This window comes from Actinospica sp. (genome assembly GCF_035552695.1).
Lineage (GTDB): Bacteria > Actinomycetota > Actinomycetes > Streptomycetales > Catenulisporaceae > Actinospica.
In genome coordinates this window covers 40,124-63,455 of sequence record NZ_DASZKT010000229.1, presented here as the reverse complement: position 1 = coordinate 63,455, position 23,332 = coordinate 40,124, and the positions used below count along the sequence as shown (strand labels likewise).

Annotated in this window: 17 protein-coding genes; 10 read left to right on the top strand and 7 right to left on the bottom strand. The window is 71.1% G+C overall.

Annotation, left to right across the window (positions count from 1 at the left end; genetic code table 11):
• Positions 1–30: 30 nt before the first annotated feature.
• Together VG296_RS26225 and VG296_RS26220 are read right to left on the bottom strand one after the other, a co-directional pair.
• On the bottom strand, positions 31–663 hold the full coding sequence (locus VG296_RS26225) for an ACT domain-containing protein (protein ID WP_414641138.1): 633 nt from the start codon (positions 661–663) through the stop codon (positions 31–33).
• A gap of 163 nt (positions 664–826) precedes the next feature.
• Positions 827–1,282, bottom strand: a complete 456-nt coding sequence (locus tag VG296_RS26220; protein WP_325570224.1) for a hypothetical protein — start codon at positions 1,280–1,282, stop codon at positions 827–829.
• 191 nt (positions 1,283–1,473) lie between these two features.
• On the opposite strand from VG296_RS26220, the gene VG296_RS26215 reads away from it, so the two are divergent.
• Positions 1,474–2,028, top strand: a complete 555-nt coding sequence (locus VG296_RS26215) for a Uma2 family endonuclease (RefSeq protein WP_325570222.1) — start codon at positions 1,474–1,476, stop codon at positions 2,026–2,028.
• Between the two features lie 13 nt (positions 2,029–2,041).
• Here the strand turns inward: VG296_RS26215 and VG296_RS26210 are convergent, their stop codons facing one another.
• Positions 2,042–4,588 carry a DEAD/DEAH box helicase gene (locus VG296_RS26210; RefSeq protein WP_325570220.1) on the bottom strand — a complete coding sequence of 849 codons (2,547 nt, stop codon included), beginning with the start codon at positions 4,586–4,588 and terminating at the stop codon, positions 2,042–2,044.
• 124 nt (positions 4,589–4,712) lie between these two features.
• On the opposite strand from VG296_RS26210, the gene VG296_RS26205 reads away from it, so the two are divergent.
• From VG296_RS26205 to VG296_RS26195, 3 genes are all read left to right on the top strand, one after another.
• Positions 4,713–5,483 (top strand): hypothetical protein, encoded by a 771-nt coding sequence (locus VG296_RS26205; protein WP_325570218.1) that lies wholly within the window; start codon positions 4,713–4,715, stop codon positions 5,481–5,483.
• A gap of 133 nt (positions 5,484–5,616) precedes the next feature.
• Positions 5,617–6,888: a MurT ligase domain-containing protein gene (locus VG296_RS26200; protein WP_325570216.1), complete on the top strand. Its 1,272-nt coding sequence runs from the start codon at positions 5,617–5,619 to the stop codon at positions 6,886–6,888.
• A gap of 4 nt (positions 6,889–6,892) precedes the next feature.
• Complete coding sequence (locus tag VG296_RS26195; protein WP_325570214.1) at positions 6,893–7,630, top strand: glutamine amidotransferase; 738 nt, start codon at positions 6,893–6,895, stop codon at positions 7,628–7,630.
• Positions 7,631–7,679: 49 nt separating this feature from the next.
• Here VG296_RS26195 and VG296_RS26190 read toward each other — a convergent pair whose 3' ends face one another.
• Positions 7,680–8,609, bottom strand: a complete 930-nt coding sequence (locus VG296_RS26190) for an NADP-dependent oxidoreductase (protein WP_349259692.1) — start codon at positions 8,607–8,609, stop codon at positions 7,680–7,682.
• 112 nt (positions 8,610–8,721) lie between these two features.
• Between VG296_RS26190 and VG296_RS26185 the strand changes: the two genes are divergently transcribed.
• Positions 8,722–9,318: a TetR/AcrR family transcriptional regulator gene (locus VG296_RS26185; RefSeq protein WP_325570208.1), complete on the top strand. Its 597-nt coding sequence runs from the start codon at positions 8,722–8,724 to the stop codon at positions 9,316–9,318.
• Here the strand turns inward: VG296_RS26185 and VG296_RS26180 are convergent.
• A complete protein-coding gene (locus VG296_RS26180; RefSeq protein ID WP_325570206.1) occupies positions 9,298–10,215 on the bottom strand; it encodes a DUF4436 family protein in 918 nt (305 codons plus the stop codon). The genes VG296_RS26185 and VG296_RS26180 overlap by 21 nt on opposite strands.
• A gap of 57 nt (positions 10,216–10,272) precedes the next feature.
• The gene (locus VG296_RS26175; RefSeq protein WP_325570204.1) at positions 10,273–11,076 is read right to left on the bottom strand and encodes an RNA methyltransferase; all 804 of its coding nucleotides are present in this window, start codon (positions 11,074–11,076) and stop codon (positions 10,273–10,275) included.
• A gap of 161 nt (positions 11,077–11,237) precedes the next feature.
• Here VG296_RS26175 and VG296_RS26170 point away from each other — a divergent pair, with 161 nt between their 5' ends.
• The 3 genes from VG296_RS26170 to VG296_RS26160 are packed head-to-tail and all read left to right on the top strand — an operon-like array spanning position 11,238 to position 15,275.
• The gene (locus tag VG296_RS26170; RefSeq protein WP_325570202.1) at positions 11,238–12,974 is read left to right on the top strand and encodes an ABC transporter permease; all 1,737 of its coding nucleotides are present in this window, start codon (positions 11,238–11,240) and stop codon (positions 12,972–12,974) included.
• Positions 12,975–12,997: 23 nt separating this feature from the next.
• Positions 12,998–14,380 carry a nitrate/sulfonate/bicarbonate ABC transporter ATP-binding protein gene (locus VG296_RS26165; RefSeq protein WP_325570200.1) on the top strand — a complete coding sequence of 461 codons (1,383 nt, stop codon included), beginning with the start codon at positions 12,998–13,000 and terminating at the stop codon, positions 14,378–14,380.
• Positions 14,381–14,420: 40 nt separating this feature from the next.
• Positions 14,421–15,275, top strand: a complete 855-nt coding sequence (locus VG296_RS26160) for a fumarylacetoacetate hydrolase family protein (RefSeq protein WP_325570198.1) — start codon at positions 14,421–14,423, stop codon at positions 15,273–15,275.
• A gap of 78 nt (positions 15,276–15,353) precedes the next feature.
• Here the strand turns inward: VG296_RS26160 and VG296_RS26155 are convergent, their stop codons facing one another.
• The gene (locus VG296_RS26155) at positions 15,354–17,963 is read right to left on the bottom strand and encodes a penicillin-binding transpeptidase domain-containing protein (RefSeq protein ID WP_325570196.1); all 2,610 of its coding nucleotides are present in this window, start codon (positions 17,961–17,963) and stop codon (positions 15,354–15,356) included.
• Between the two features lie 192 nt (positions 17,964–18,155).
• On the opposite strand from VG296_RS26155, the gene VG296_RS26150 reads away from it, so the two are divergent.
• Together VG296_RS26150 and VG296_RS26145 are read left to right on the top strand one after the other, a co-directional pair.
• Complete coding sequence (locus tag VG296_RS26150; protein WP_325570194.1) at positions 18,156–20,144, top strand: hypothetical protein; 1,989 nt, start codon at positions 18,156–18,158, stop codon at positions 20,142–20,144.
• 4 nt (positions 20,145–20,148) lie between these two features.
• Positions 20,149–23,295, top strand: coding sequence for a hypothetical protein (locus VG296_RS26145; protein ID WP_325570192.1), 3,147 nt, complete (start codon positions 20,149–20,151; stop codon positions 23,293–23,295).
• Positions 23,296–23,332 lie beyond the last annotated feature (37 nt).

Sequence of the window (23,332 nt, the reverse complement as noted above, 5' to 3'; positions counted from 1 at the left end):
GGGCCTGTTATTTTGCCGCGCTCTTCAGGCTCAGGCGCGGGCCTTCGGCATCAGCCGCGCGCCGGCCACCGCGGACGTGACCTCGGCCAGGCGGGTGAGGCGCAGCACTTCGAAACGGTGGAAGTTCGGGTCGCCGAGGCGGCAGACCAGCACGCGCACGCCGGCCGAGCCGACCGGGGCCGTGGCGTAGTGCGAGGACCCGATCGTCACGGCGCTCGCCCGCGGCGGCAGGTCGGGCAGCACGGCGTCGGCCGGGGCGTCCCAGCTGCGCGCCAGGACGCCGCCGCCCTGCTCCGGGGAGAGCACGAGCGCCCAGTCGGCGCCGAGGATCCGCGGCAACGCGTCGGCCATCAGGTTCAGCGAGGCCCGCGGGTCGGCGGCGATCCGGCCGAGCAGGTCGAGGTCGGGGAACGCGCCGGGCACCTCGCCGGAGGCCCGCATGCCCTCGAGCGTGACCCCGCCGAGGCCGAGCAGCGCCTTCTCCAGCGCGGGCCGCCGGTGCTCCTCGGGCAGGAAGACGGTGATCTCGTCCAGCGCCCGCCCCTGTTCCCGGCTCAGCACGTTGACCTGCACGATGTCCGCGCCGCACGCGCCGAGCTCCCGGGTCACCTGGCCGAGCGCCCCCGGCCGGTCCGATACCCACAGTCGCAGCCTGAGCAGCATGCTCACGCCACCTCCTCTTCCGTTCGGCGCACCGCCGAGCGGTCCGTGCCCGGGCACGCTTCAGTCAAACCGGCTCCCGTTTCCGCACCGTTGCGTCCGGGTCACAAGCGGGGTGCGCGAGCAACGTCACACTGTGGCGGATGGTCTCAGTCCCGCCGAGCCGTCACCTGCGGACACGCCGCCTGCCCGCGAACACGAGCCCTGCGAACCCAGCCGCGAACAACGCCCCCGCGACGACTTCGTGGCTGCGGAACCGGTCCGGCGCCTCGTCCTGGATCCGCCCGTGGAACTCGTCGAAGCGCCGCGGGAAGGGCGAGTACCCGAAGAAGATCTTCGACGGTTTGTTCAGATCCGGGAACGCGGCGCCCGCCATCCCGGCGAAGACCGCGGCCCGCTTCCCCGGCCGCGCGACCGCCGTCGCCGCCCCCATGACGGCGAGCCCGGTCAGCCCGTCCGCCACCGCCACCCGCATGAAGTGCTCGTGGCTGTCGAACCTCCCCCAGTGCGGCACCGCGTCCAGCACCAGGTGCGACGCGAATCCGAGCGGAAACGCGCTCCACGGGCTGCGCGCCACCGCCCCGATGATCGCGCCGGACAGGACGTGGTTCGTGACGAGCATGAGATCAGTCTCCCCCATTCCGCGCCACTACGTGTTCCTTCGCTGTCAAGCACCTGTCAGGCGCCGGATTTTAGCCCGTTAGAGTGATCTTTCCGAAATGCGCATCGTAGGACCTGACGAGCCGCCAGGATGATCCGGACGGGTCCGAACGGGGCTCGTGAAAGTTCCCGGCGCTGAAGGGAGGTGGGACGATGTCTGCCATGACGACTGAGCGACCGCTCGCCGCTGCCGTGCGAGCCATCCACGACGAAATCGACCCGCCGGAGGGTTACCGGGTCGAGATCGTCGAGGGGAAGATCGAAGAGTCGTCCACGCCGTTCGGCAGGCATGCCTACATCTTGCTGCTGATCCGCGGCGCGGTAACGCCGTCTTTGCCCGCAGGGTTCGGCCTCTTCGAGAACACGACTCTTGAAGAGCCGGAGGTCGACAGGTACATCCCGGACCTGGCAGCCTGGCCGCTCTCGCTCATCGAGACCGAGTCCGAATGGGCCTTCCGTGGTGATGAGTGCCTCCTCGCCGTTGAGGTGACCTCGCCGGATCAGGAACGACGCGACTATGCCAAGGCAGCGGGGTACGCGCGATCACACGTCCCGATCCACCTGCTCGTAGACCGGAAGCTGCGCAATTGCGTCCTGTTCGTCGAACCGAACGGTGAACAGTACACGGAGCGACATGAGATCCCGTTCGGCAAGCCGGTCACCCTGCCGCTCGATCCACCGGTCACGATCGAGACCTCGGAGTTCTGAGCGACCGCGGCCGTCAGCCGTCGAAGCGGTCGAATTCGAGGACGCGGAGGATGGCGCGGCCGGCGGCGTCGGAGGCGGCCAGGTCGACCTCGGCGCGCAGGTGCCAGTCGTGGTTGTCGGCGGGGTCGTCGAGGATCTGGCGGACCTTCCAGACGGTGGGGGCCTCCTCGATCTCGATCAGTTTGGGGCCGCGCGCGTCCGGGCCGGTGCCGAGTACCTCGTGCTCGTCGAAGTAGTCGCCGAGCGCCTCGTCCCAGTCGTCGTACTCCCAGGGGCCGGTCCACTCGTCGGTGTGCTCCAGGCCCTCGGCGTCCTCGGCGTCCAGGGCGACGAGGCCATCGACGTCGTCCCGCGCGGCCAGCTCGACGCGGCGGAAGAGGGCGTTGCGGACCAGGACGCGGAAGGCCCGCCGGTTGCCGGTGACGGGGGGCGGGGCGTCGTCCAGGGCGGCCTGGGCGGCGGCGTGCGCCTCGGGGTTGCGCAGGGCCTCCCACTCGTCGACGAGGCTGGAGTCGATCTGACGGACCGTCTCGCCGAGCCACTCGATCAGGTCGACGAGGTCGTCGCTCTTGGCCGACTCGGGGATGGTGTGGCTGAGCGTGCGGAAGGCGTCGGCCAGGTACCGGAGCACGATGCCCTCGACCCGGGCGAGGTCGTAGGCGGCGATGTAGTCAGCGAAGGTCATCGCCTGCTCGTACATCTCGCGCACGACGGCCTTCGGGCTGACCGGGTGGTCGCCGATCCACGGGTGGGCGCCGCGGTACGTGGTGTAGGCGTGCTCGAGCATCTCCTCGAGCGGCTTCGGGTACGAGATGTCGGCGACGCGCTCCATCCGCTCCTCGTACTCGATGCCGTCGGCCTTCATCTCGGCGATCGCCGCGCCGCGCGCCTTCTTCTCCTGGGCGACCAGGATCTGGCGCGGGTCGTCGAGGATCGACTCGATGATCGAGAGCAGGTCCAGCGCGTAGGACGGGGACTCGGGGTCGAGCAGGTCGAATGCCGCGAGGGCGAAGGTCGACAGGGCCTGGTTGAGCGCGAAGTCCTGCTGCAGGTCCACGGTGAGGCGCACGATCCGGCCGGTCTCGTCGGGGGTCTCCAGGCGCTCGACGACGCCCGCGGCCAGCAGCGAGCGGTAGATGGCGATCGCACGGTGGATGTGCTTGCGCTGGGCGGAGCGCGGCTCGTGATTGTCCGTCAGCAACTTGCGCATCGCCTCGAAGGCGTTGCCGGGCCGGGCGATGATCGACAGCAGCATCGCGTGCGTGACCTGGAAGCGGGAGACCAGCGGCTCGGGCTCGGCCTCGATGAGCTTCTCGAAGGTCTGCTCGCTCCAGTTGACGAAGCCCTCCGGCGGCTTCTTCCGCGCGTAGCCGCGCCGCCGCTTCGGATCGTCGCCGATCTTGGCGAGGGCGCGCTCGTTCTCGACGACGTGCTCCGGGGCCTGCGCCGCGACGTAGCCGATGGTGTCGAATCCGGCACGACCGGCGCGACCGGCGATCTGGTGGAACTCGCGGGCGCGCAGCAGCCGGGAGCGGCGGCCGTCGTACTTGGACAGCGCGGTGAACAGCACGGTGCGGATCGGGACGTTGACTCCCACGCCGAGGGTGTCGGTGCCACAGATGACCTTGAGCAGGCCGGCCTGGGCGAGGCGTTCGACGAGTCGGCGGTATTTCGGCAGCATGCCCGCGTGGTGCACGCCGATGCCGTGCCGGATGAAGCGGGAGAGCGTGCGGCCGAAGCGGGTGGTGAAGCGGAAGCCGCCGAGCAAGTCCGCGATCGCGTCCTTCTCCGCGCGCGAGCAGACGTTCAGGCTCATCAGCGACTGGGCGCGCTCGATCGCGGCGGCTTGGGTGAAGTGCACGATGTAGATCGGGGCCTGCCCGCCCTCGAGCAACTCCTGCACGGTCTCGTGCAGCGGCGTCATCCGGTACGAGTAGGACAGCGGCACGGGGCGGTCGGTAGACCGGACGGTCACCGTGTCCCGGCCGGTGCGCCGCTTGAGGTCAGATTCGAAGCGCTCGACGTCGCCGAGGGTCGCGGACATCAGCAGGAACTGGGTCTGCGGGAGCTCGAGCAGCGGGATCTGCCAGGCCCAGCCGCGGTCCGGGTCTGCGTAGAAGTGGAACTCGTCCATGACCACGAGCCCGGCCTCGGCCTGCTCGCCGTCGCGCAGCGCGATGTTCGCCAGCACCTCAGCGGTGCAGCAGATGATCGGCGCACCCGGGTTGACCGACGCGTCGCCGGTCATCATGCCGACGTGCGCGGAGCCGAAGGCCTCGCAGAGGTCGAAGAACTTCTCCGAGACCAGGGCCTTGATCGGCGCGCTGTAGAAGGAGCGCTGCCCGCGGGCGAAAGTCGCGAACACCGCGCCGGCCGCGACCAGTGATTTGCCGGAGCCGGTGGGTGTGGCCAGGATGACGTTCCCCCCGCCGACCAGCTCGATCAGCGCCTCCTGCTGGGCCGGGTAGAGGCCGATGCCGCGGCCGGAGACCCAGGCCTCGAACGCGGAGTAGAGGGAGTCCGGGTCGGTCGTGTCCGGCAGCTGGTCGAAGAGGTTCACCGTTACATCATCTCAGGCCGACGCGGCGGTTCCGGCGCGCCGCCGGATTTGCCTCGGCGGTTCTCACGAAGATCGACCACGGCATCTTCCATACATTAAGCAGAGACCGGTAACCTTTGCGGCCATGGTGCTCAGAAAGCTGCTGCCCGGCCGGAAGACCGACTCCGCGCGCGAGAGCGTGCCGGTGAGCGGCGAGGAGATCGCCGCGCTACTGGAGTCGCTGGCCACCGCCTCGACCTCGGCGACCTGGAAGTGCCGGCACGGCGCCGGGTCCGTGCTGGTCGAGGGCTCGGTGGACTTCGGGGCGCGCGAGTCGCGGGCCACGGTGATCCGGGGCAAGGCGACGTACGAGTACATCCGCCGCGGCTCCACGGCCTTCCGCGCGCCGGTGGTCGAGGACGAGGACGCCGAGCAGAGCTGGGAGTTCGCCTCGGAGACGGACGCCTGCGGGATCCACGCGTACGCCATCCCCGAGGTGCTCGCCGCGGCCGTGCGCACGGCCGGGCACCTCAACGTGGGCAAGGCGGAGGAGGTCGGCGAGCGCAAGCTGGTGCCGGTCACGGCCTCGCTCAAGCCGAAGACGACGGATCCGGACGGCCGGGTGGCCCGGCTGGCGCGGCAACTGCGCGACCACGGCGCGATGGTGCTGCTGGTGAGCGCGCTGGTGGAGCCGTCCGGCTGGGACGAGGAGACGGACGAGCCGGCCGGCCCGCGGATCGCGCGGCTGCGCATCGAGCTGCCGCACTGGACCCCGGCGGACAACCCGATGGACGATCACGCCGTCAGCATCGAGCTGTTCGACCTCAACGAGCCGGTGGAGATCGACGTGCCGCAGGAGGCGGAGGCCGACCGCCGGCGCACGACCCGCACCTGCGCGGACCTGGCGCTGTTCTGATCCGCCGTCGGACGTGCGTAGCACGTAGCATCGCGGAAACCACGTGGTCGCGCGGGAGTGTCGGCGATCTTCGATAAGGTGACCGCGTGCACGTGGACCCCTTGACGGCGAACGGTGTGGTGGACGAGTGACGATGACTGACCCTGAGCGGCGCGCGTTGACCATGGCGCAACTGCCCGCGCGGGCGAAGATGGCGGTCGCGGCCGGCAAGCTGACCGGCGCGGTGTCGCGGGCCGCGGGCCGCGGGTCGGGGGCCGTGGTGGGCGGCCGGATCGCGCTGCGGCTGGACCCGGAGCTGCTGCGGCGGCTGACGGCCGGCCGCGCGTGCGTGCTGATCTCGGCGACGAACGGCAAGACCACCACGACCCGGCTGGTCGCCGAGGCGCTGCGGGCTAAGGGTCCGGTCGCGTCCAATGCGCTCGGCGCCAACATGCCCGCCGGGATCACCGCGGCCATGGCGAACGACCGGAACGCCGAGTTCGCCGTGATAGAGGTCGACGAGAAGTACCTGCCGGGGGTGGCCGAACAGACCGAGCCGCGGGCGATCGCGCTGCTCAATCTCTCCCGCGACCAGCTGGACCGGGCCGCCGAGACCCGGATGATGGCGCAGAAGTGGCGCGACGGGCTGGCCGACACGGACGCGACGGTGATCGCGAACGCCGACGACCCGCTGGTCGTGTGGGCCGCGGGCCGGGTGCGCGAGGTCGTGTGGGTGGCGGTCGGCCAGGGCTGGAAGGACGACGCCTGGTCCTGTCCGCAGTGCGGCGGCGTGCTGCACCTGGACTCGGAGGACTGGAGCTGCGGGTCCTGCGATCTGCGCCGGCCGGAACCGGCCTGGTTCCTCGACGGCGCGGAGCTCGTCGCGCCGGACGGCGCCCGCGTGGGACTGGCCGGGCTGAAGCTGCCGGGCCGGGCCAACCGGGCCAACGCGGTGAGCGCGGCGGCCACCGCCGCGGTCTTCGGCGTGCAGCCGACCGCGGCGATACAGCGCATGGAGCACGTGACGGCCGTCGCCGGCCGATATGACACCGTGACGTATCGCGGCAGGACACTGCGACTGCTGCTGGCGAAGAACCCGGCGGGCTGGCTGGAGACCTTCGATCTGGTCGCCGCGCGCGGCGAGGAGCCGACCGGACCGGTACTGCTGTCGGTCAACGCGCTGTCCGCGGACGGCACGGACACCTCGTGGCTGTGGGACGTGGACTACACCCGCCTCGTCGGGCACCACGTGCTGGTGATCGGCCGGCGGCGGCTCGACCTGGCCGTCCGCCTGCAGGTCGCGGGCGTGGACTTCGAGGTGTTCGACGATGTGGAGGCGGCGGTGGACGCGGCCCCGGCCGGGCCGATCGACGCCATCGCGAACTACACCGCGTTCCAGCAACTGCGACAGAAAGTCGGGGCCTGAGACCATGGCCGGACAGAGCGCGCTGCGCATCGTCTGGATCTACCCGGACCTGCTTTCCACCTACGGGGACCAGGGCAACGCTCTGATCATGTCGTACCGGGCGCGGCTGCGCGGGCACGCGGTCGAGCAGCTGAACGTGCGCAGTGACCAGCCGTTGCCGGTGCAGGGCGACATCTACCTGATCGGCGGCGGCGAGGACCGTCCGCAGCGCCTCGCGGCCGAGCGGCTGCGCAAGGACGACGGCCTGCAGCGCGCGGTCGAGGGCGGCGCCGCGGTGCTCTCCGTCTGCGCGGGTTTCCAGCTGCTCGGGCACTCGTTCTACGACGAGGAGCAGGGCACGCTCCCCGGCCTCGGCCTGCTCGATGTCACCTCGAGCCGCGGCACGGTCCGCTGCGTCGGCGAGGTCGTCTCGCAGCCGGACCCGGCGCTCACCGTCGGCGGCAGGCCGCTGCCGAGGCTGACCGGCTTCGAGAACCACATGGGCACCACGACGGTAGGCGCGGACGCGAAGCCGCTGGCCACGGTCCGCAGCGGGAACGGCAACGGCGCGGGCACCGGCGTGGACGGCGCGCACGCGGGCCGGATCGTCGGCACCTACCTGCACGGGCCGGTCCTCGCCCGCAACCCCGGACTCGCCGACCTGCTCCTCGGCTGGGTCGACGGCGACCCGGCCCCGACGAAGGCCGAAGACGTCTGGCACGAGAAGCTCCGCGCCGAGCGGCTGGCCGCCGTCGGGGCCTGATTCAGGTCCCGCTTGGGGCGCTGATTCGACGACCCGATTCGACCGCGCGTCAGGGCAGCAGGATGAGCTTGCCCCTGGCGTGGCCGCCCGCGCTGATCTCGAGCGCCGTGCGCCAGTCCGCGAGCGGGAAGGTGCGGGCGATCGGGATGGTGAACCTGCCGTCGGCGGCGCGCCGGGCGTACTCGCCGAGCAGGTCGTAGCGCAACGTCCTGGGCTGGTCCTCGTCGAAGCTGGTGCGGACTCCGAGTCGTGACGCGGCGGCGGGATCGCTGACCGTGAGCACGCGGCGCGGATCACCACCCGCGATCCGGACGAGACCGGGCAGCGCGTCGCTGGCCGGAGCGGTGTCGAGGACCAGGTCGACCGGGCCGCCGACGGCCTGCTCGACCCGCTCGACCATGCCCTCTCCGTAGGACGTCACCGTCGCGCCCAGTGCGCGGAGGCGTTCGGCGTAGGTGTCCCCCGCGGCCGCGAACACGCGCGCGCCGCGGATCAGCGCGATCTGCACGGCGGCGAATCCGACCATCGTTCCGGCGCCGTGCACGAGCAGCGTGTGGTCGGCCGTGACGCCGAGACCGTCGAGGCTTCGATACGAGGTCTCCAGCACCAGCGGCAGCGCGGCAGCCTGGACCGGGTCGAGCCCTTCGGGGATCCGAGCCCAATTGGTCATGATCGCGAAATCGGCGGCACCGGCACTGTGCCCACCGGCGTAGTCGGCGCTTCCGAAGACGAGGTCCCCGACGGCGACGTCAGTGACGTCCGCACCGACCGCGTCGACCGTGCCCGAGACCTCGAGGCCGATGCCGCGCGGCAGCTTGCCGGGAAAAAGGCCCCGGCACAGGGCCCAGTCGGCCGGGTTCAGCCCGCACGCATGTACCCGCACGCGAATGCGATCGGCGGCGGGATCCGGCACGTCGGCCTGGTCCATCCGCAGCACGTCGGCTGCCTCTCCGAACTCGTGGAAGCGAACGGCGTTCATCGGCATGACGGCCTCCTGAAGGAATGACGGCAGACGTAGTGACAGAGACTGTCACTACCACTTCAGGCTAGCACGTAGCGTCAGAGACTGTCGCTACGCCTATACTGGTGCGATGCCTCGCGATGGACGTCCGGCGCGCCTGCGCCTCCAGCAAGCAGCGATCGACCTCTACGAGCGGCACGGCTTCGACCAGGTCACCATCGCGGAGATCGCGGCGCGGGCGGGCGTCACCGAGCGCACGTTCTACCGGCACTTCGCCGACAAGCGCGAGGTCCTCTTCGACGGTGAGACCGGTCTGCGCGACATCTTGGTCGCCGCCATCGCCGAGGCCCCCGCGACGCTTGAGCCGCTTCCCACGCTGCTGCGATCCTTCCGTGCGGCCGTGCCGCTTCTCGAGGGCAATCGTCGCCTCTCCGAGCCGCTGCGCCGCATCGTCGCCGTCACCCCGGCACTTCGCGAGCGCCAGCAGGCGAAGACGGCCGGCATCATCGAGGCCCTGGCCACGGCTCTTCGCGACCGGGGTGTCTCAGCGCCGACCGCCGCGCTGGCAGCCCAGATCGGCATGGCCGCCTTCAGCCACGCCGCGGCCGCCTGGTGGGCCGATCCGGGCCAGGACTTCGGCATGCTGCTGGGCGATTCCTTCGAGGACCTCAGCACACTGACCGCGCCGCTGGCAGCCGCACCCGAATCAGGCGCGAGGCTCAGCTAACGGCTCGTTTCGACGTTCCGTCAGCGCGCCCAACACGGTGACCATCACCACGCCGAACGCCGTGAGGATCTCGGACCAGAAGAAGGCGGCGTAGTCGAGGACGCAGCCGATCGGCGGGCCGCCGGGGGCGGTGTTGCGCAGGCCGGCGAGGGCGAAGAGGGTGGCGGCCATCCAGCCGAGGGCGGGCCAGACGAGGCCGCGCCGCCTGGAGACGAGGATCCAGGCGCCGACGAGGACGGACAGAGCCAGCGCCCACATCACGATCATCATGAAGCCGGCGAGGAACTTCGTGCCCTGGGCGCGGAAGACGTGCACGGTCAGATCGGCGGTCGCGTTCTCGTAGGTGCCGGATACGGCGGCGATGTGGAAGAAGGGATCGATGTCGCCGAAGGTCATCGAGACCGGCACGGACTGGCCGTCCACGCTCGCGGCGAAGGCGATCTGCGCGTCGTAGCCGTCGAACGGATAGTCCGAGACCGTGCCGCCGTACAGACTCACGTCGAGGTCCTGGGCGGGTGCGGGGCGTCCGGCCGGGAAGTCGACCTGAGCCTTCGTCGGAGAACTCGTGTACAGCGCCAGGTACTTCGCGGGGACGTCGAGACCGGCGCCGGCGAGCGTGCCGTGCGGGATGACCTCGACGCGCAGCTGAAGGCGCTGTTGTGCGGCGTTGACCTGCTGCGCGGTGACGTACAGTTCGATCCGGTTGGCCTGGGACGAGTCGCCGATGGCCGCGCCGACGTTCTGCACGCTGCGCTCGGACAGGTACATCAGGATTCCGCCGCCGCAGAGTACTGGCAACAGCAGTACCGCGGCGATCAGCACGACGAGGCGGCGGCGCCGGTACAGCCGTTCGCCGATGGCCCGAACGCCCCTCAGTTCGCCCGAGCCGCTGCGCATGGATCAACTCTCGCGGCGCGAGCACGGGAGCGCACCCGGTGAGCGGCGAACGGAGGATCAGTCGGCCAGCGCGTAGCACGCCACGGCGGCCGCGGCGGCGACGTTGAGCGAGTCGACGCCCTCGGCCATCGGGATACGCACTTTGAGATCGCAGGCGGCGAACGCGCGGGCGCTCAGGCCGTCGCCCTCCGAGCCGAGGAACAGCGCGGCCTTCTCGGTCTTCTCCAGGCGTAGTCCGCGCAGATCCACGGCCTCCGGCGCGGGGGTGAGCGCGATGCGGCGGTAGCCGTGCCCGGCGAGCAGGCTCAGTGCCTGCGGCCAGGGCTCGAGCCTGGTCCACGGGATCGCGAAGACGGTCCCCATGGAGACGCGCACGGAACGGCGGTAGAGCGGATCGGCGCAGTCGGGGGCCAGCAGTACGGCGTCCATGCCGAGGGCCGCGGCGCCGCGGAAGATCGCGCCGACGTTGGTGTGGTTGTTGACGCCTTCGAGGACGACGATTCGCCGTGCGCCGTCGAGCACCGCCGTCGGCTCGGGCAGCGGCTTGCGCTGCATGGCGGCCAGCGCGCCGCGGTGCACGTGGAAGCCGGTGACCTCTTCCAGCAATTCGGGCGAGCCGACATAGGCCGCGGCGCCGGTCTCCTCGAGGACCGGGGTCATCAACGGCAGCCACTTGTCCGACAGCAGCATCGAGCGCATCGGGTGGCCGGCGGCCACCGCACGCTGAATCACCTTGTCGCCCTCCGCGATGAACAGGCCCTGCTCCGGCTCGGCGCGCTTGCGCAGCTCCATGTCGGTCAGGCCCACGTAGTCGGACAGCCGCGGGTCCTCGGGGTCGGTGATGCGAATCAGTTGTGGCACGTCACGAGGGTATCTGTTCACCCACGCGGGTCCGCTCGCCGCGTGCCTACGCAAAGTTCACCCGTTATACACAGTCCAACGGTGCGGCCATTGGACCATTTACCCGAACCGCCGGTATATCTCTCCTGGCAGGATGAAGATCGGCTGAAGGAGGGTCAGAGTTGGCAGCGCCACGCGTGTTCCCCACAAGCGGGGCCTGGCGGCTGCGGGCCGTGCGGCCGGCGGACGTGCTCGTGCTGCTGGCCTTCTTCGCGCTGGCGTTCGGGCTGCTCGAGCTGGTGCCGTCGCTGAACAGCCCCTTCCATCCGAAGACCGCGCCGGCGACCGTCTCCCTCGACCCGGCGGAGATCCCGTACTACGCCGTGCGCTCGCTGCTGCGGATGTTCATCGGGCTCGCGCTCTCGGTGCTGTTCACGTTCGTCTACGCCACCGCCGCCGCCCGGCTGCCGCGCGCGGAGAGGATCCTGCTGCCGATCCTGGACATCCTGCAGTCCGTGCCGGTGCTCGGCTTCCTGACCGTCATCGCGAGCACGTTCGTGGCGCTGTTCCCCGGCTCCGAGCTCGGTCTGGAGTTCGCGTCGATCTTCGCCATCTTCACCGCGATGGCCTGGAACATCACCTTCGCCTTCCACGCCTCGCTGGTCGGCCAGCCGCGCGAGCTGGACGAGGCGGCCCGGGTGCTGCGGCTGACGAAGTGGGAGCGGTTCTGGCAGCTGGACGTGCCCAGCGGGATGATCCCGATGATCTGGAACGGGATGATGTCCTTCGGCGGGGCCTGGTTCTTCCTCACCGCCTCCGAGGCGATCACCGTCAACGGCGACTCGTATGTGCTGCCGGGCATGGGCAGCTACGTGGCCACGGCCTCCGCGCGGGACAACCTGGGCGCGATCGGCTGGGCGATCGCCGCGATGATCATCCTGGTGATCGGGGTCAACTTCCTGTTCTGGCGGCCCCTGGTGGCGTGGGCCGAGCGCTTCCGGATGGGCGACTCGGCCTCCGCCGACAGGCCGCGCAGCGTGGTCCTCGACCTGATCCGCCGCTCGCAGATCAACGAGTGGGTGGCCCGGCCGATGCACCCGTTCGGGCGCGTGCTGGACAACGCCACTCGCCCGTTCGGCCTCGCCGAGCATCCGCTGCGCAAACCGGTGCTGCGCCAGCGGACCGGCGACGTCGTGTTCGCGACGCTGGTCGTCCTCGCCGTGGTGTTCGGGGTCTGGGAGGCGCTGGCGTACATCCACCGCTCGGTCGGCTTCGGGCAGTTCGGCACCGCGTTCGCCGACGGCGCGCTGACCTTCGCGCGGGTCACGGTCGTGCTCATCGTCAGCACGCTGATCTGGGTGCCGGTGGGCGTGTGGATCGGGATGAACCCGCGCGTCTCCCGGCTCGCGCAGCCGATAGTGCAGGTCGCCGCGTCGTTCCCGGCCAACTTCCTCTACCCGTTCCTGATGGCGCTGTTCATCGCGCTCGGCATCAGCCTGGACTTCGGCGGCGTCGTGCTGATGGCGATGGGCGCGCAGTGGTACATCCTGTTCAACGTGATCGCGGGCGCCTCGACGGTCCCCAACGACCTGCGCGAGTCGATGCGGGTGATGGGGGTGCGCGGCCTGCTGCGCTGGAAGGTGCTGATCCTGCCCGCGATCTTCCCGGCCTACGTGACCGGGGCGATCACGGCGGCGGGCGGCGCCTGGAACGCCTCGATCGTGGCCGAGTTCGTGACCTACAACCACAGGCAGATCGCCGCGCGCGGCCTCGGCGCGTACATCACGCAGGCCTCGAACGCCGGGCACACCGCGAACGTCATCGTCGGGGTGATCGTGATGTCGATCTTCGTGGTGCTGGTCAACCGGTTCTTCTGGCGACGGCTCTACCACCTGGCGGAACGGCGGTTCTCGCAGTGACGGCGACGAGGGAGGCTTCGGACATGGCGGAGCCGGCGGCCCCCACCCCGATCATCACGGTGGACGGGGTCACCAAGACCTTCCCCACCCCGGACGGCGGGCTGCTGCCGGTGCTCGACGGCATCGACTTCCGGCTCTACCCCGGCGAGATCGTCGCGCTGCTCGGCAAGTCGGGCTCCGGCAAGTCCACGCTGCTGCGCTGCATCGCCGGGCTGATCTCGCCGTCCTCGGGCACGGTCGCGTACAAGGGCACGCAGCTCAACGGCGCCAACCCGGGCGTGGCGATGGTCTTCCAGAGCTTCGCGCTGCTGCCCTGGCTGACCGTGCAGCAGAACGTGGAGCTGGGCCTGCAGGCGCGCGGCGTGCCGGCGGACGAGCGGCGCGAGCGGGCGCTGAAGGCGATCGACGTCATCGGGCTCGACGGCTTCGAGGCCGCGTACCCGAAGGAGCTGTCGGGCGGCATGCGCCAGCGCGTCGGCTTCGCCAGGGCGCTCGTGCTCGAGCCGGACGCGCTGCTGATGGACGAGCCGTTCTCCGCCCTCGACGTGCTGACGGCGGAGAACCTGCGCAGCGAGATCGTCCGGCTGTGGGACTCGCAGGACCCGTCCGCCGGCTCGCCGACGCAGTCGCTGCTGATCGTCACGCACAACATCGAGGAGGCCGTGCTGCTGGCCGACCGGATCATGGTGCTGTCCTCGAATCCCGGCCGGATCATGGCCGAGCTGACGGTGGATCAGCCCCGGCCCAGAGACCGGCGCAGCCCCGAGTTCGAGGCCCTGGTGGACCAGGTCTACGGCATCCTGACCGGGCGCGAGGAGGCCGAGGCGGAGACGGAGGAGCACGGGGAACCGTCGCCCGCGACCCCGGAGGCGAACGGCGACGGCAAGCCGCGCAAGGCCCCGAAGTCCCCCACCGAGGTGCCGCTGCCCGCGGTCTCGGTCGGCGGGATGGCCGGTCTGCTCGAGATCCTGCTCGCGCGCGGCGGCGAGGACGGTCTCGCGGAGATCGCCGACGACCTCAACTTCGAGATCGACGACCTGCTGCCGCTGGTCGACGGCGTGACGCTGCTGCGGCTTGCCAAGGTCAGGGGGCCGCGGATCGAGCTGACCGACGCGGGCCGCGAATACGTCCAGGCGGACATCCAGACCAGCAAGGAGGTCTTCGCGCGGCTCGCGGCCAAGCGGGCGCCGCTGGTGCGCGCGATCGTGCAGGCGCTGCGGGCGAGCGCGGACGGCGACCTGCGCGAGGGCTTCTTCCTGGACCTGCTGCGCCGCGGATTCTCCGCCGAGGACGCGCGTCGGCAGCTCGACACGGCGATCGACTGGGGCCGCTATGCCGAATTGTTCGACTACGATGCGGACGACGGCATGCTGCTGCTGGAGCGCGAGCCGCAAGACGTCGGATGACTTCTTGCGATACGCGCCGCTCGGCCCCTAGGCTCGCGGCATGAAACTGCTGCGAGTAGGCGCGCCCGGCCGTGAGGTTCCCGCGGTGCGTTCGGACGACGGCCGGATCCTGGACATCTCGGAGCTGACCGCGGACGTGGACGGGGCCTTCCTGGCCGGGGACGGCGTGCAGCGGGTGCGCGCCGCGCTGGCCGCCGGGACGCTGCCGGAGATTCCGAACGCCGCGGGGCTGCGGATCGGCGCTCCGGTGGCCCGGCCAGGGAAGGTCGTGTGCATCGGCCTGAACTACCGCGACCACGCCGAGGAGACCGGGGCGAAGATCCCGGAGCGGCCGGTCGTCTTCCTGAAGGCCTCGTACACGGTCGTCGGCCCGAACGACACGGTGCTGATCCCGCGCGACTCGACGAAGACGGACTACGAGGTCGAGCTCGCGATCGTGATCGGCCGCGAGGCGCGCTACCTGGAGAGCCCGGAGGCGGCGCTCGAGCACGTGGCCGGCTACGCGATCAGCAACGACGTGTCCGAGCGCGAGTTCCAGATCGAGTACTCGAACCAGTGGGACCTCGGCAAGAGCTGCGAGACCTTCAACCCGCTCGGCCCGTGGCTGGTCACCCCGGACGAGGCCGGCGACCCGGGCAAACTGGGGCTGCGGCTGTCGGTGAACGGCGAGCGGCGCCAGGACGGCAACACCTCGAACCTGATCTTCGACGTCGGATACGTGGTCTGGTACCTGAGCCGGTACATGCTGCTGGAGCCGGGTGACGTGATCAACACCGGCACTCCGGCGGGCGTCGCGCTGGGCCGGGCGGACAAGCCGTACCTGCGGGCGGGCGACGTGGTGGAGCTGGAGATCGACGGCCTGGGCGTGGCGCGGCAGGCGTTCGCAGCGGCCTGAGACGGAGCGATCGATGCGAAGGGGGCCACGCGGATCGCGGGCCCCCTTCGACGCGTTTTCAGACCTCGGGTTCGGGCCTCAGGCGTAGCCGAGCTTCTTGAACACGGTCAGGCACTCGGGCGCGGCGGTCGTCGCACCGTAGCTGCCGTCGATGCCGAGGGCGCACAGCGCGATGTCGTGCTGGTCGTTGAACACGACGAACCAGCTGTTGTTGTACTGGCTGGCACCGCTGCCGACCTCCGCCGTACCGGTCTTGCCGAAGAAGTGGCCGTTGCTCGGGAAGCCGACACCCGCCGCAGTGCCGATGCTGGTGTCGATCACCTCCGACATCATCGTCCTCAGCGACGCCTGCGTCGAGGACGGCAGCGGCGTGCCGGTGATCTGCGTCTGCTTGGGCACCACGATCGGCTGCTTGAAGGTGCCGCTGGCCACCGTCGCGGCCACGGAACACATCGCCAGCGGGCAGGCGACCACGTCTGCCTGGCCGACCAGCGACTCCGCGAGGCCCGCGCCGCTCAGGTTGCCCGGCACGGTCATGTACTGCGCCGAGTCGCCGACGCCGATATCCCACTTCTGATTCAGTCCGAAGTAGTTCTTCGCGGTATCGGACAGCAGGTTCTGGGTCACCTTGGAATTGCTGTAGAAGTTGGAGAACGCGTTGTTGCAGGACCGCGCGAAGTCCTCGGAGTAGGTGTAGTCGCCGCCCTCGCCCTCCGAGTTGTGCAGCACGACGGTCTCGATCGTCAGGGTCGTCGGGCACGGCGCGTCCGTGGAGAGGGTGACCACGCCGGCGTTCAGCAGCGCCGTCGAGGTGATGATCTTGAACGTCGAGCCGGGGGCGACGCGGGTCAGCAGCGCGTTGTCGTAGTACTGGCTGGTGGTGTGGTTCGCGATCGCCAGGATGTGCCCGGTGGACGGCTGGATGGCCACGAGCGCGCTGTTCGGCTTGAAGGTGACCGCGGCTTCGGCGGCCGTCTGCACGTTCATGTCGAGCGTGCTCTCGACCGTGCCGTTGTTGATCGGGTCGGTCAGCGTGGCGACGGTGGCGACCTGGTTGCCCTTGGCGTCCACCATGATGATCTGCTGGCCGTCGGTCGCGCCGGTCACGGTCGCCTTGCTGACCAGCACGTTCACCAGACCGGCCAGGCTCGGGTGCGCGGTCGTGTCGATCAGCGTGCCGTTGCGGTCCACCACGCCCTTGACCGAGGCCGGGGTCTTCTTGATCTTCAGCTGGTAGCCGGACTTGAGCGAGGCGTAGAGGATCGAGGGGGTCCACTGCACGAACCAGCGCGTGTAGCCCTCGACCTGCTTCGAGTAGGCCGCGAAGCCGCTCTGGTACTGCCACTGGCCCATCGGCGTTCCGGCCTGGGTGGTGATCGCGAAGGTCATCCAGCCGACGCTGTTGGCCGCGTTCGGGTTGAGCACCAGGCCGACGACGCCGAGGTCCTTCTTGTACGCGGTGAGCGCGGCCAGGGCCTCGGCCGGGTTGTCGGTGAGGTTCGCGGCGGTCTCCAGCTCGCCGTTCTGCCAGGCCGTGAGGAACGCGGTGCCGGTCTGCGTGGCGGAGGACGCGCCGGAGTTGGTGGCCGGGGCGAAGCCGACGGTGGGGACCTTCTGCGTGGTGCCGGGCAGCTTGATGACCCCGGCGAGGGTCAGCCCGGCGGCCGCGGCCACCGCGATGCCGCTGCCGGCGAGCAGGGCACGGCGGCCGAGCTTCTTCGCGCCGGCGGCGTCGGCCTGGGCGTCGAGCTCGCGGCGGTCCAGCTTGAAGTTCTGCGGCGGGGGCAGCTGGGAGCGCTGCGGGTCCACTTTGTGGAACTCCGGCGGGCGGTATCCGCGCGCCGTGCCGCCCTGCGGAGCGATGCCGGGCACGGCCGGCTGCACCCGCGTGGCCTGGGCGTCGTCCTCGGAGACGGCGGGCTGGACCTGCGTCGGCTGCGCGTCTGGCTGCCCGGCGGGGTTCTGCGGCAGCGGCCCGCCCCACCCGACGCTCGCCGCGCGGCCGCCGCCGTAGCCCACGGGCGCTGAGGTGTACGGCCGGTGCGCCATGCCGGGCGTCGGCGCGGAGACCGGCGGCATGACTGTGGTGGAGTCGCCCGAGCGCGGCTCGGTGACCTTCGGTATCAGCGTCGTCTCTTCGACCTCGGTCGCGGGCGGCGCCGGCGGGATCGGGCCGTCCTCGTCGTCCTCGTCGGGGTCGTCGTCTCCGCCGCCGTGCTCGTCGTCCGGGTCGGTCGAGTCCTCGTCGTGCCCGGTCACGGGCCGGACGACCTGGGTGAGCTGGTCGTCCACGCTCTCGTCGTGGTCCGCGTCCGCATCCGCGCCGCCGTCGGACGGCGGTTCCGCGGCGGGCCGCGCCTCGTCGTCCTCGTCCTCTGGCTCGACCTCGGGCGCCTCGGAGATCGGGATCGGCGCGGGCTTCACCTTCGGCGCGAAGGCGTCGAAGCCCGGCGCGTGCGCCTCCTCGTCCTCGACCGCGGCGGCGTCGTCCTCGGCGTCGGCCTCCGCCGCGGAATCCCCGGGCTCGGGCTCCGGCTCGGATTCCGCTGCCGCGGGCTCCTCGGCGGCGGCCTCGGGCGTCGGCTCGGCCTCGGCGGTCGGCGACTGCTCGGCCTTGCCCTCCGGCGCGGGCCGCTGCTCCTCGGTCTCGGGCTCGGGGTCCCGACCTTCGACCGGTGCGTCCGCCATCTGTCCTGTACCGCCTCGTCCGTCTCGCCTGCTTGCTCCGGGTTCCGCTTTCCGACTCTATTGGACGCTCCGGGGAGCATGTCCAGTTGCCCGGCGGATGAGCACGCGGACTGTGGGTCCCCGTGCGGTAGTTTGGTCCGCCATAACGCTGCTGTGGGGACCGACGGGGACTGAGGCGGGAGGGACTTGGCCGTGTTCGAGAGTTGGCTCGGAGCCGAGATGGGCCGGGATCCGGGCTGCGCGGCCTGCGCCCGGCATGCCGAGGGAGCCGAGGCCGCGGCGCTGCGCCACGACGAACAGGCCCTCGAGCTCTGGGCGCCGGTGCTGGCCGGGGACCTGGTCTGCGAACACCAGCCGCACGGGGTGCTCGGCGCGGCGCTGATGGTGCTGGTGCGCCAGGACCGGATCGACGACGCGATCCACCACCACCGGCACGGCTACCGGATATCCCGGCGCAAGCCGCGCTTTCGTGCCGCGATCGGCGAGCACCTGGAGTTCTGCGCGCTCGCCGGCCCGGAGCACCGCGGCCTCGAACTGCTGGCCGAGCACGCCGACTGGCTGACCGAGCCGGCGCCGGGGCACGCCGCGCAGGCCGAGTTCCTGACCGGCGCGAGCGTACTGCTGGCCCGGCTCGTGGCGCTCGGCCATGCGGAACTGCCGGTGCCGATGCCGCCCTCCCCCGGCGCGCACATGCCGACCGGCGAGGAGCTGACCGTCGGAGTGCTGCGCGGCTTCGTGGACGCGGAGCTGGACTCGCTCACCGTACGCATCACCCGGGCCGAGCAGGAGGCCGGGCGCGAGCCGCACTACGCGGCGCGGCTGCGGATCCGTCGGCTGCGGCAGCACTCGCTGGCGCCGTTCGACCTGCCGACGCGCAGCACGATGCGGGAGCCGTCGCGGGAACCGCCGCCGTTCGCCGAGCCCGCGGCCGCGCACCTCGAGGTCTCCGGCATGGAGGATCTGTACGCGCTGACCGACATGCTCTACCAGGCCGGCGAGCTGGAAGAGGTCGGCACCGCGCTGCGGCAGGTGATCGAGCGCTCGGTGGCGGCCAAGGCGCCGTGGTACGCGGCGCGCGCCGAGATGAACCTGTCCCGGCTGGTCGCGGCGGAGGGCGACAAGGCGGCGGCGGTGCGGTACGCGCGGGCCTCGGTGATGGACTGCGTGGATTCGCGGCTGCGCGGCGCGGCGGCACTGACCTTGGCGAACGCACTGTGGGAGCTGGACGGCCGGGAGGCCGAGGCGATCCTGCCCGCGCTGGAGTCCGCGGGGATGTTCGCGGCGGAGGATCGCAATGCCGAGGCCGCGATGGCCCGCTTGCAGGCGGCCGACGCGCTGGCGTACGTCGGGCGGCGCAGCGGGGCCGTGAACCTGTATCAGCGTTCGTTCGCAGAGCTCGATGACGACGAGTACTGGGATCCGCAGAACCACGGCCGGGAGTTGGCCAACCACTGCCTGCAGTACGGACGCGCGCTGCTGCAGGTCGGTGAGGAGAAGGACGGCCTGGCCCTGCTCGACCGGCTCGCGCAGCGGCTCACGGCGTGGGAGGACGACGGGGCCCGCTTCGAGGTCGCCGTCAACACCGCTTACACGCTGCGCGACTGCGAGCAGGAGGAGCAGGCGTACGCGGCATTCCTGCGGGTCGCGGAGCTGGCGTGCGGCAATCCGGACCGGCTGCGAATACGGGTGCGCAGCCTGCGCTCGGCGGCCTGGCTGATTCAGGGCGCTGACCTCCCGCGCGCGATCGAGCTGATGGACCAGGCGGGTTCGGCGCTGGTGCGGCGGCTGAACGACGAGCCGGAGCCGGACCGCAGCGAGCTGCGGATCGAGCTGGCCGAGACGCACCTGCAGCGCGGGGAGCTGGCACGAAACCGGGGGCGGGAGGCCTTGCAGGACGCGGCCGCCGCGTATGCCGGGCTACGTCAGGGCCTTGAGTTCCGGGAAGCGCAGTCGGACGGGCGGCCGTTCGGCCTGTATCGGCGGCTGGTCGACGCGGCGATGTTCCTCGGGCAGCTTGAGGTCGCGCGGTTCGGCTCGCCGCGCTCGGCGCTGGACCGGCTGCGCGGGCTGGTCGAAGAGTTGGAGACGGCCGGCGACGAGGGCTTCGCCGAACTCGTCAAGGAGCTGACAGTGCAGATCGACGAGTACGACGAGTACGACGCGGGCGACGGGGAGGCGTGAGGTCATGGCGACGCAGCTGGAGGCGCTGAAGGCGCGCTTCGACGAACTCGACGAACTGCCGTACGGGCCCGAGCGGATCAACGGGCACCTGGCCCTCGCGGCGGCGGCGGCGACTACGGGCGACCCCACGTTCCACGTCAAGGTTCTGGTCTGGGTCTCCGACGACTACATGGAAACCAATGACAAGCCACGCATGATCGAGTACTTCGACATGGCGTGGGAGCAGTTCCTCGCGCGCGAGGAGGAGATCGACCCGTACGTCCGGTTCAACCTGCGCACCACCTTCGGGCCGACGATCAACGCGCTGGCCGGGGACCCGAATGTGCCGGAACGCGAGGTGCTGGTCCGGTTCAACGTGATGGAGGCGTTCTACCGGAAGTACGGCTACAGCCTGCGCGCCGTCTACCGGTCGCGGTACTACTACCACCGGCGGCGCGCCGAGAACGACCTCGCGACGGAGCAGGTCGAACTATTGGTCGCGGAACCCGGGGACTACGGCGCGCGGTGCGACGCGAACGGGCCGATGATCGCCGCGCAGTGGTATCAGAGCACGGGCAACGACATCGAGCGTGCCGCGGAACTCTGGCGCTCGGTGCTTGACCTCGCGGACCGGCGTTGCGCCGAGGACCACCGTGCGGAGGCGCACGCCGAGCTGACGCACCTCTCGACGCGGCTCGGCCGATACTCGGCGGCGCGCCGCAACCACCGGCTCGGGTATCCGCTGGTGAGCCGGGCGAAGGACGAGTGGCGCAGCCTGGATCTGCACATGATCTACGCGGAGAGGGCCCGGGACGTGGCCGCGTTCCTGCGCATCATCCACGACCACGTCGAAGTGCTCGAGGCGCCGATGGACGACGACGTGTTCTGGTATCAGGGCCGCGTGCTGCAGTTCCTGCACCTGCTTGCGGCGCGCGGGCACGACGCGCTGCCGATCACGCTGGCCGACCGGAGCGAGACCACCGCGGCGCGGCTGCGCGCCCGGCTGGACGCGAGCCTCGGCGCGTACGTCGCGGCGGCGACCCCGGAGGCGCGCAAGGAGCTGGAGGGCCAGCTCGAATCGTTCCGCGAGAACATCCTGGACAAGATCGAGCTGCCGGAGGAGGACGAGAACGACCCGTTCTGGGACTCGGTGCTGCCTCCGGTGCCCGCGCCGTGGGCCGCGTCGCCGAACCTGGAGGACCTGCCGAAGGGCTGGTCGGCGCAGGACGCGCTGCTGGCCGAGGCGCGCGTGCTGGACTTCCTCGAGCATCCGCACTCGGACGGCGCCTGGGCCCGGGTGGCCGCGCTCGGCACGCCGCGCCCGCTTGCAGACCAGGCGCGGCTGGCCGCGTACCGCTCGAACGTGCTCGTGCGCGACGGCGACTACGCCTCGGCGCGCACCATGCGGATCCGCGCTGCCGAGCTGTGGGAGCAGGCCGGCCTGGCGAATCAAGGCATATACAACCGCATTCTCGCCGCGATGTGCGCCTACCTGACCGGGGATCAGGCGACGGCGCTGGCCGAGCGGGACACCGTGGTCGCGCACGCCCAGGCCGAGCACGCGGCCGGCCGGCTGGACGATCCGACGATGCTGAAGGTGATCGCCGAGGACTTCCGGCTCAACTCGACGATCGAGATCGTGACCTTCGGCGCGGACCCGAACCAGGCCAGGGACACCGACGGGACGAACGCGAAGTTCAGCGCCGGTATGGACCTGTACAAGGCCCGGAAGACCGCGCACGCGCCGCTCGGGACTCTGCTGGACGCATGGGGCTTCTACCGGCTGCGGATGAGCCACCTGTACGCGCGGTACGGGCTGGCGCACGAGTTCGTGCGGGACTCGATGGCGCGGGTCGACTTCTGGTTCGCGAAGTCCCGGGACGCCTATCGGGACGCGCTGATGTTCCACGAGCAGGCCGAGCGCGAGGCCAGCCGCGGCGGGAACCTGTTCGAGGCGAAGCTGTTCGAGGACGCCGAGGCGGCCGCGGTCGAGGCGGTGCGGCTGAACGCGGGCCTGAACGCGAAGAACGTCGGCAGGTTCCGGCTGTTGCAGGCGCAGGCGATCCGTGAGCAGCTCGGCGCCGAAACCGACCGGGACGGGGAGCTGCTGTTCGCGGCGCGCGAGGCGGCGGCGGTGCTGTCCGCCGAGGACGAGGACGGCGCGGCGGCCGCGCGGGCGCTGATCGGCGACGCGCACCTGCGGGCCGGGCGTCACGACCTGGCGCTGGCCGTGTACGAGCCGGTGGTCCGCGCGCTCGGCGAGGAGGGCTGGGGCAAGCGGGACGCGCGGCTCGTACTGCGCCGGGCGACCGCGGGCAGGTTCGTCTGCCTGCGCATGCTCGGCCGCCCGGACGAGGCGCGGGCGCTGGTCGACGACCTGCTGGCGAGGCTGCCGGAGTGGAACCGGGAGACGGCCGCGTGGATCTGGCACGACGTCGGCCGGGCGTTCCAGTTCCTCGGCGAGGCTCAGCAGGCCTTCGACGACTACACCGAGGCGATCCACCTCGCGAATACGCTCGGCTCCTGGGAGCCCCAGTTCGCCGCGCTGTCGCATGCGGCCGAACTGCTGGCGCCGACCACCCCGAAGTCGGCGATGACGATGCTGGACGAGGCCGTCGCCGTGATCGGCACGGCGATCGAGCAGGAGCTCGCGACGCTCGCCGAGCGGCAGGAGCGTTCGGCCCAGCACGCGATCGCCCGCGGCGAGGCCCCGCCCGAACGGGAGTGGGCGACCCCCGACCCGGCGCTGCTCGCCCGCCAGGCGCACGCCAAGATCCTGCGCGTTGAGCTGCTCGTCGATCCAACACCCGCGCCCGAGGCCGTGCTCGCCGAACTCCTGCCGGACGCGTACCGCGTGGCATCCGAGGGCGCGGACACACTCGCGCAACTGGTACAGGCGGCGTCCCCCGACGACCCGCGCCGCCGCCCCCTGCTCGCCCAGCTGGAGGCCGCGACCGGCTGGCTGGTCGCCGTACAGCGCGGCTCCGGCGACGCGCCGGGGGCCGCCGCGCGGTGGACCGCACTGGCCGAGCTGGCGCTGGCCGCCGAGTTCGAGGACGTGGCGGCCCGCGCGACCGAGAAGGCGCGGTCCCTAGGCGCGGCCGTCGTCCCGGCGCAGGCGGCCCCCAACCCGGTCTCGGAGCTGGAGGCGGCGGTCGCGGCGGAGGCGTGAGCAGCGCACTTCGCGACCGCGAACCGCAAGCCGCCGA

Coding starts and splice junctions, on each gene's coding strand:
- VG296_RS26180 (WP_325570206.1), bottom strand. CDS start 10,215: ATGCGCAGCGGCTCGGGCGAACTGAGGGGCGTTCGGGCCATCGGCGAA.
- VG296_RS26200 (WP_325570216.1), top strand. CDS start 5,617: ATGACTGACCCTGAGCGGCGCGCGTTGACCATGGCGCAACTGCCCGCG.
- VG296_RS26165 (WP_325570200.1), top strand. CDS start 12,998: ATGGCGGAGCCGGCGGCCCCCACCCCGATCATCACGGTGGACGGGGTC.
- VG296_RS26160 (WP_325570198.1), top strand. CDS start 14,421: ATGAAACTGCTGCGAGTAGGCGCGCCCGGCCGTGAGGTTCCCGCGGTG.
- VG296_RS26225 (WP_414641138.1), bottom strand. CDS start 663: ATGCTGCTCAGGCTGCGACTGTGGGTATCGGACCGGCCGGGGGCGCTC.
- VG296_RS26145 (WP_325570192.1), top strand. CDS start 20,149: ATGGCGACGCAGCTGGAGGCGCTGAAGGCGCGCTTCGACGAACTCGAC.
- VG296_RS26195 (WP_325570214.1), top strand. CDS start 6,893: ATGGCCGGACAGAGCGCGCTGCGCATCGTCTGGATCTACCCGGACCTG.
- VG296_RS26215 (WP_325570222.1), top strand. CDS start 1,474: ATGTCTGCCATGACGACTGAGCGACCGCTCGCCGCTGCCGTGCGAGCC.
- VG296_RS26205 (WP_325570218.1), top strand. CDS start 4,713: ATGGTGCTCAGAAAGCTGCTGCCCGGCCGGAAGACCGACTCCGCGCGC.
- VG296_RS26190 (WP_349259692.1), bottom strand. CDS start 8,609: ATGAACGCCGTTCGCTTCCACGAGTTCGGAGAGGCAGCCGACGTGCTG.
- VG296_RS26155 (WP_325570196.1), bottom strand. CDS start 17,963: ATGGCGGACGCACCGGTCGAAGGTCGGGACCCCGAGCCCGAGACCGAG.
- VG296_RS26220 (WP_325570224.1), bottom strand. CDS start 1,282: ATGCTCGTCACGAACCACGTCCTGTCCGGCGCGATCATCGGGGCGGTG.
- VG296_RS26185 (WP_325570208.1), top strand. CDS start 8,722: ATGCCTCGCGATGGACGTCCGGCGCGCCTGCGCCTCCAGCAAGCAGCG.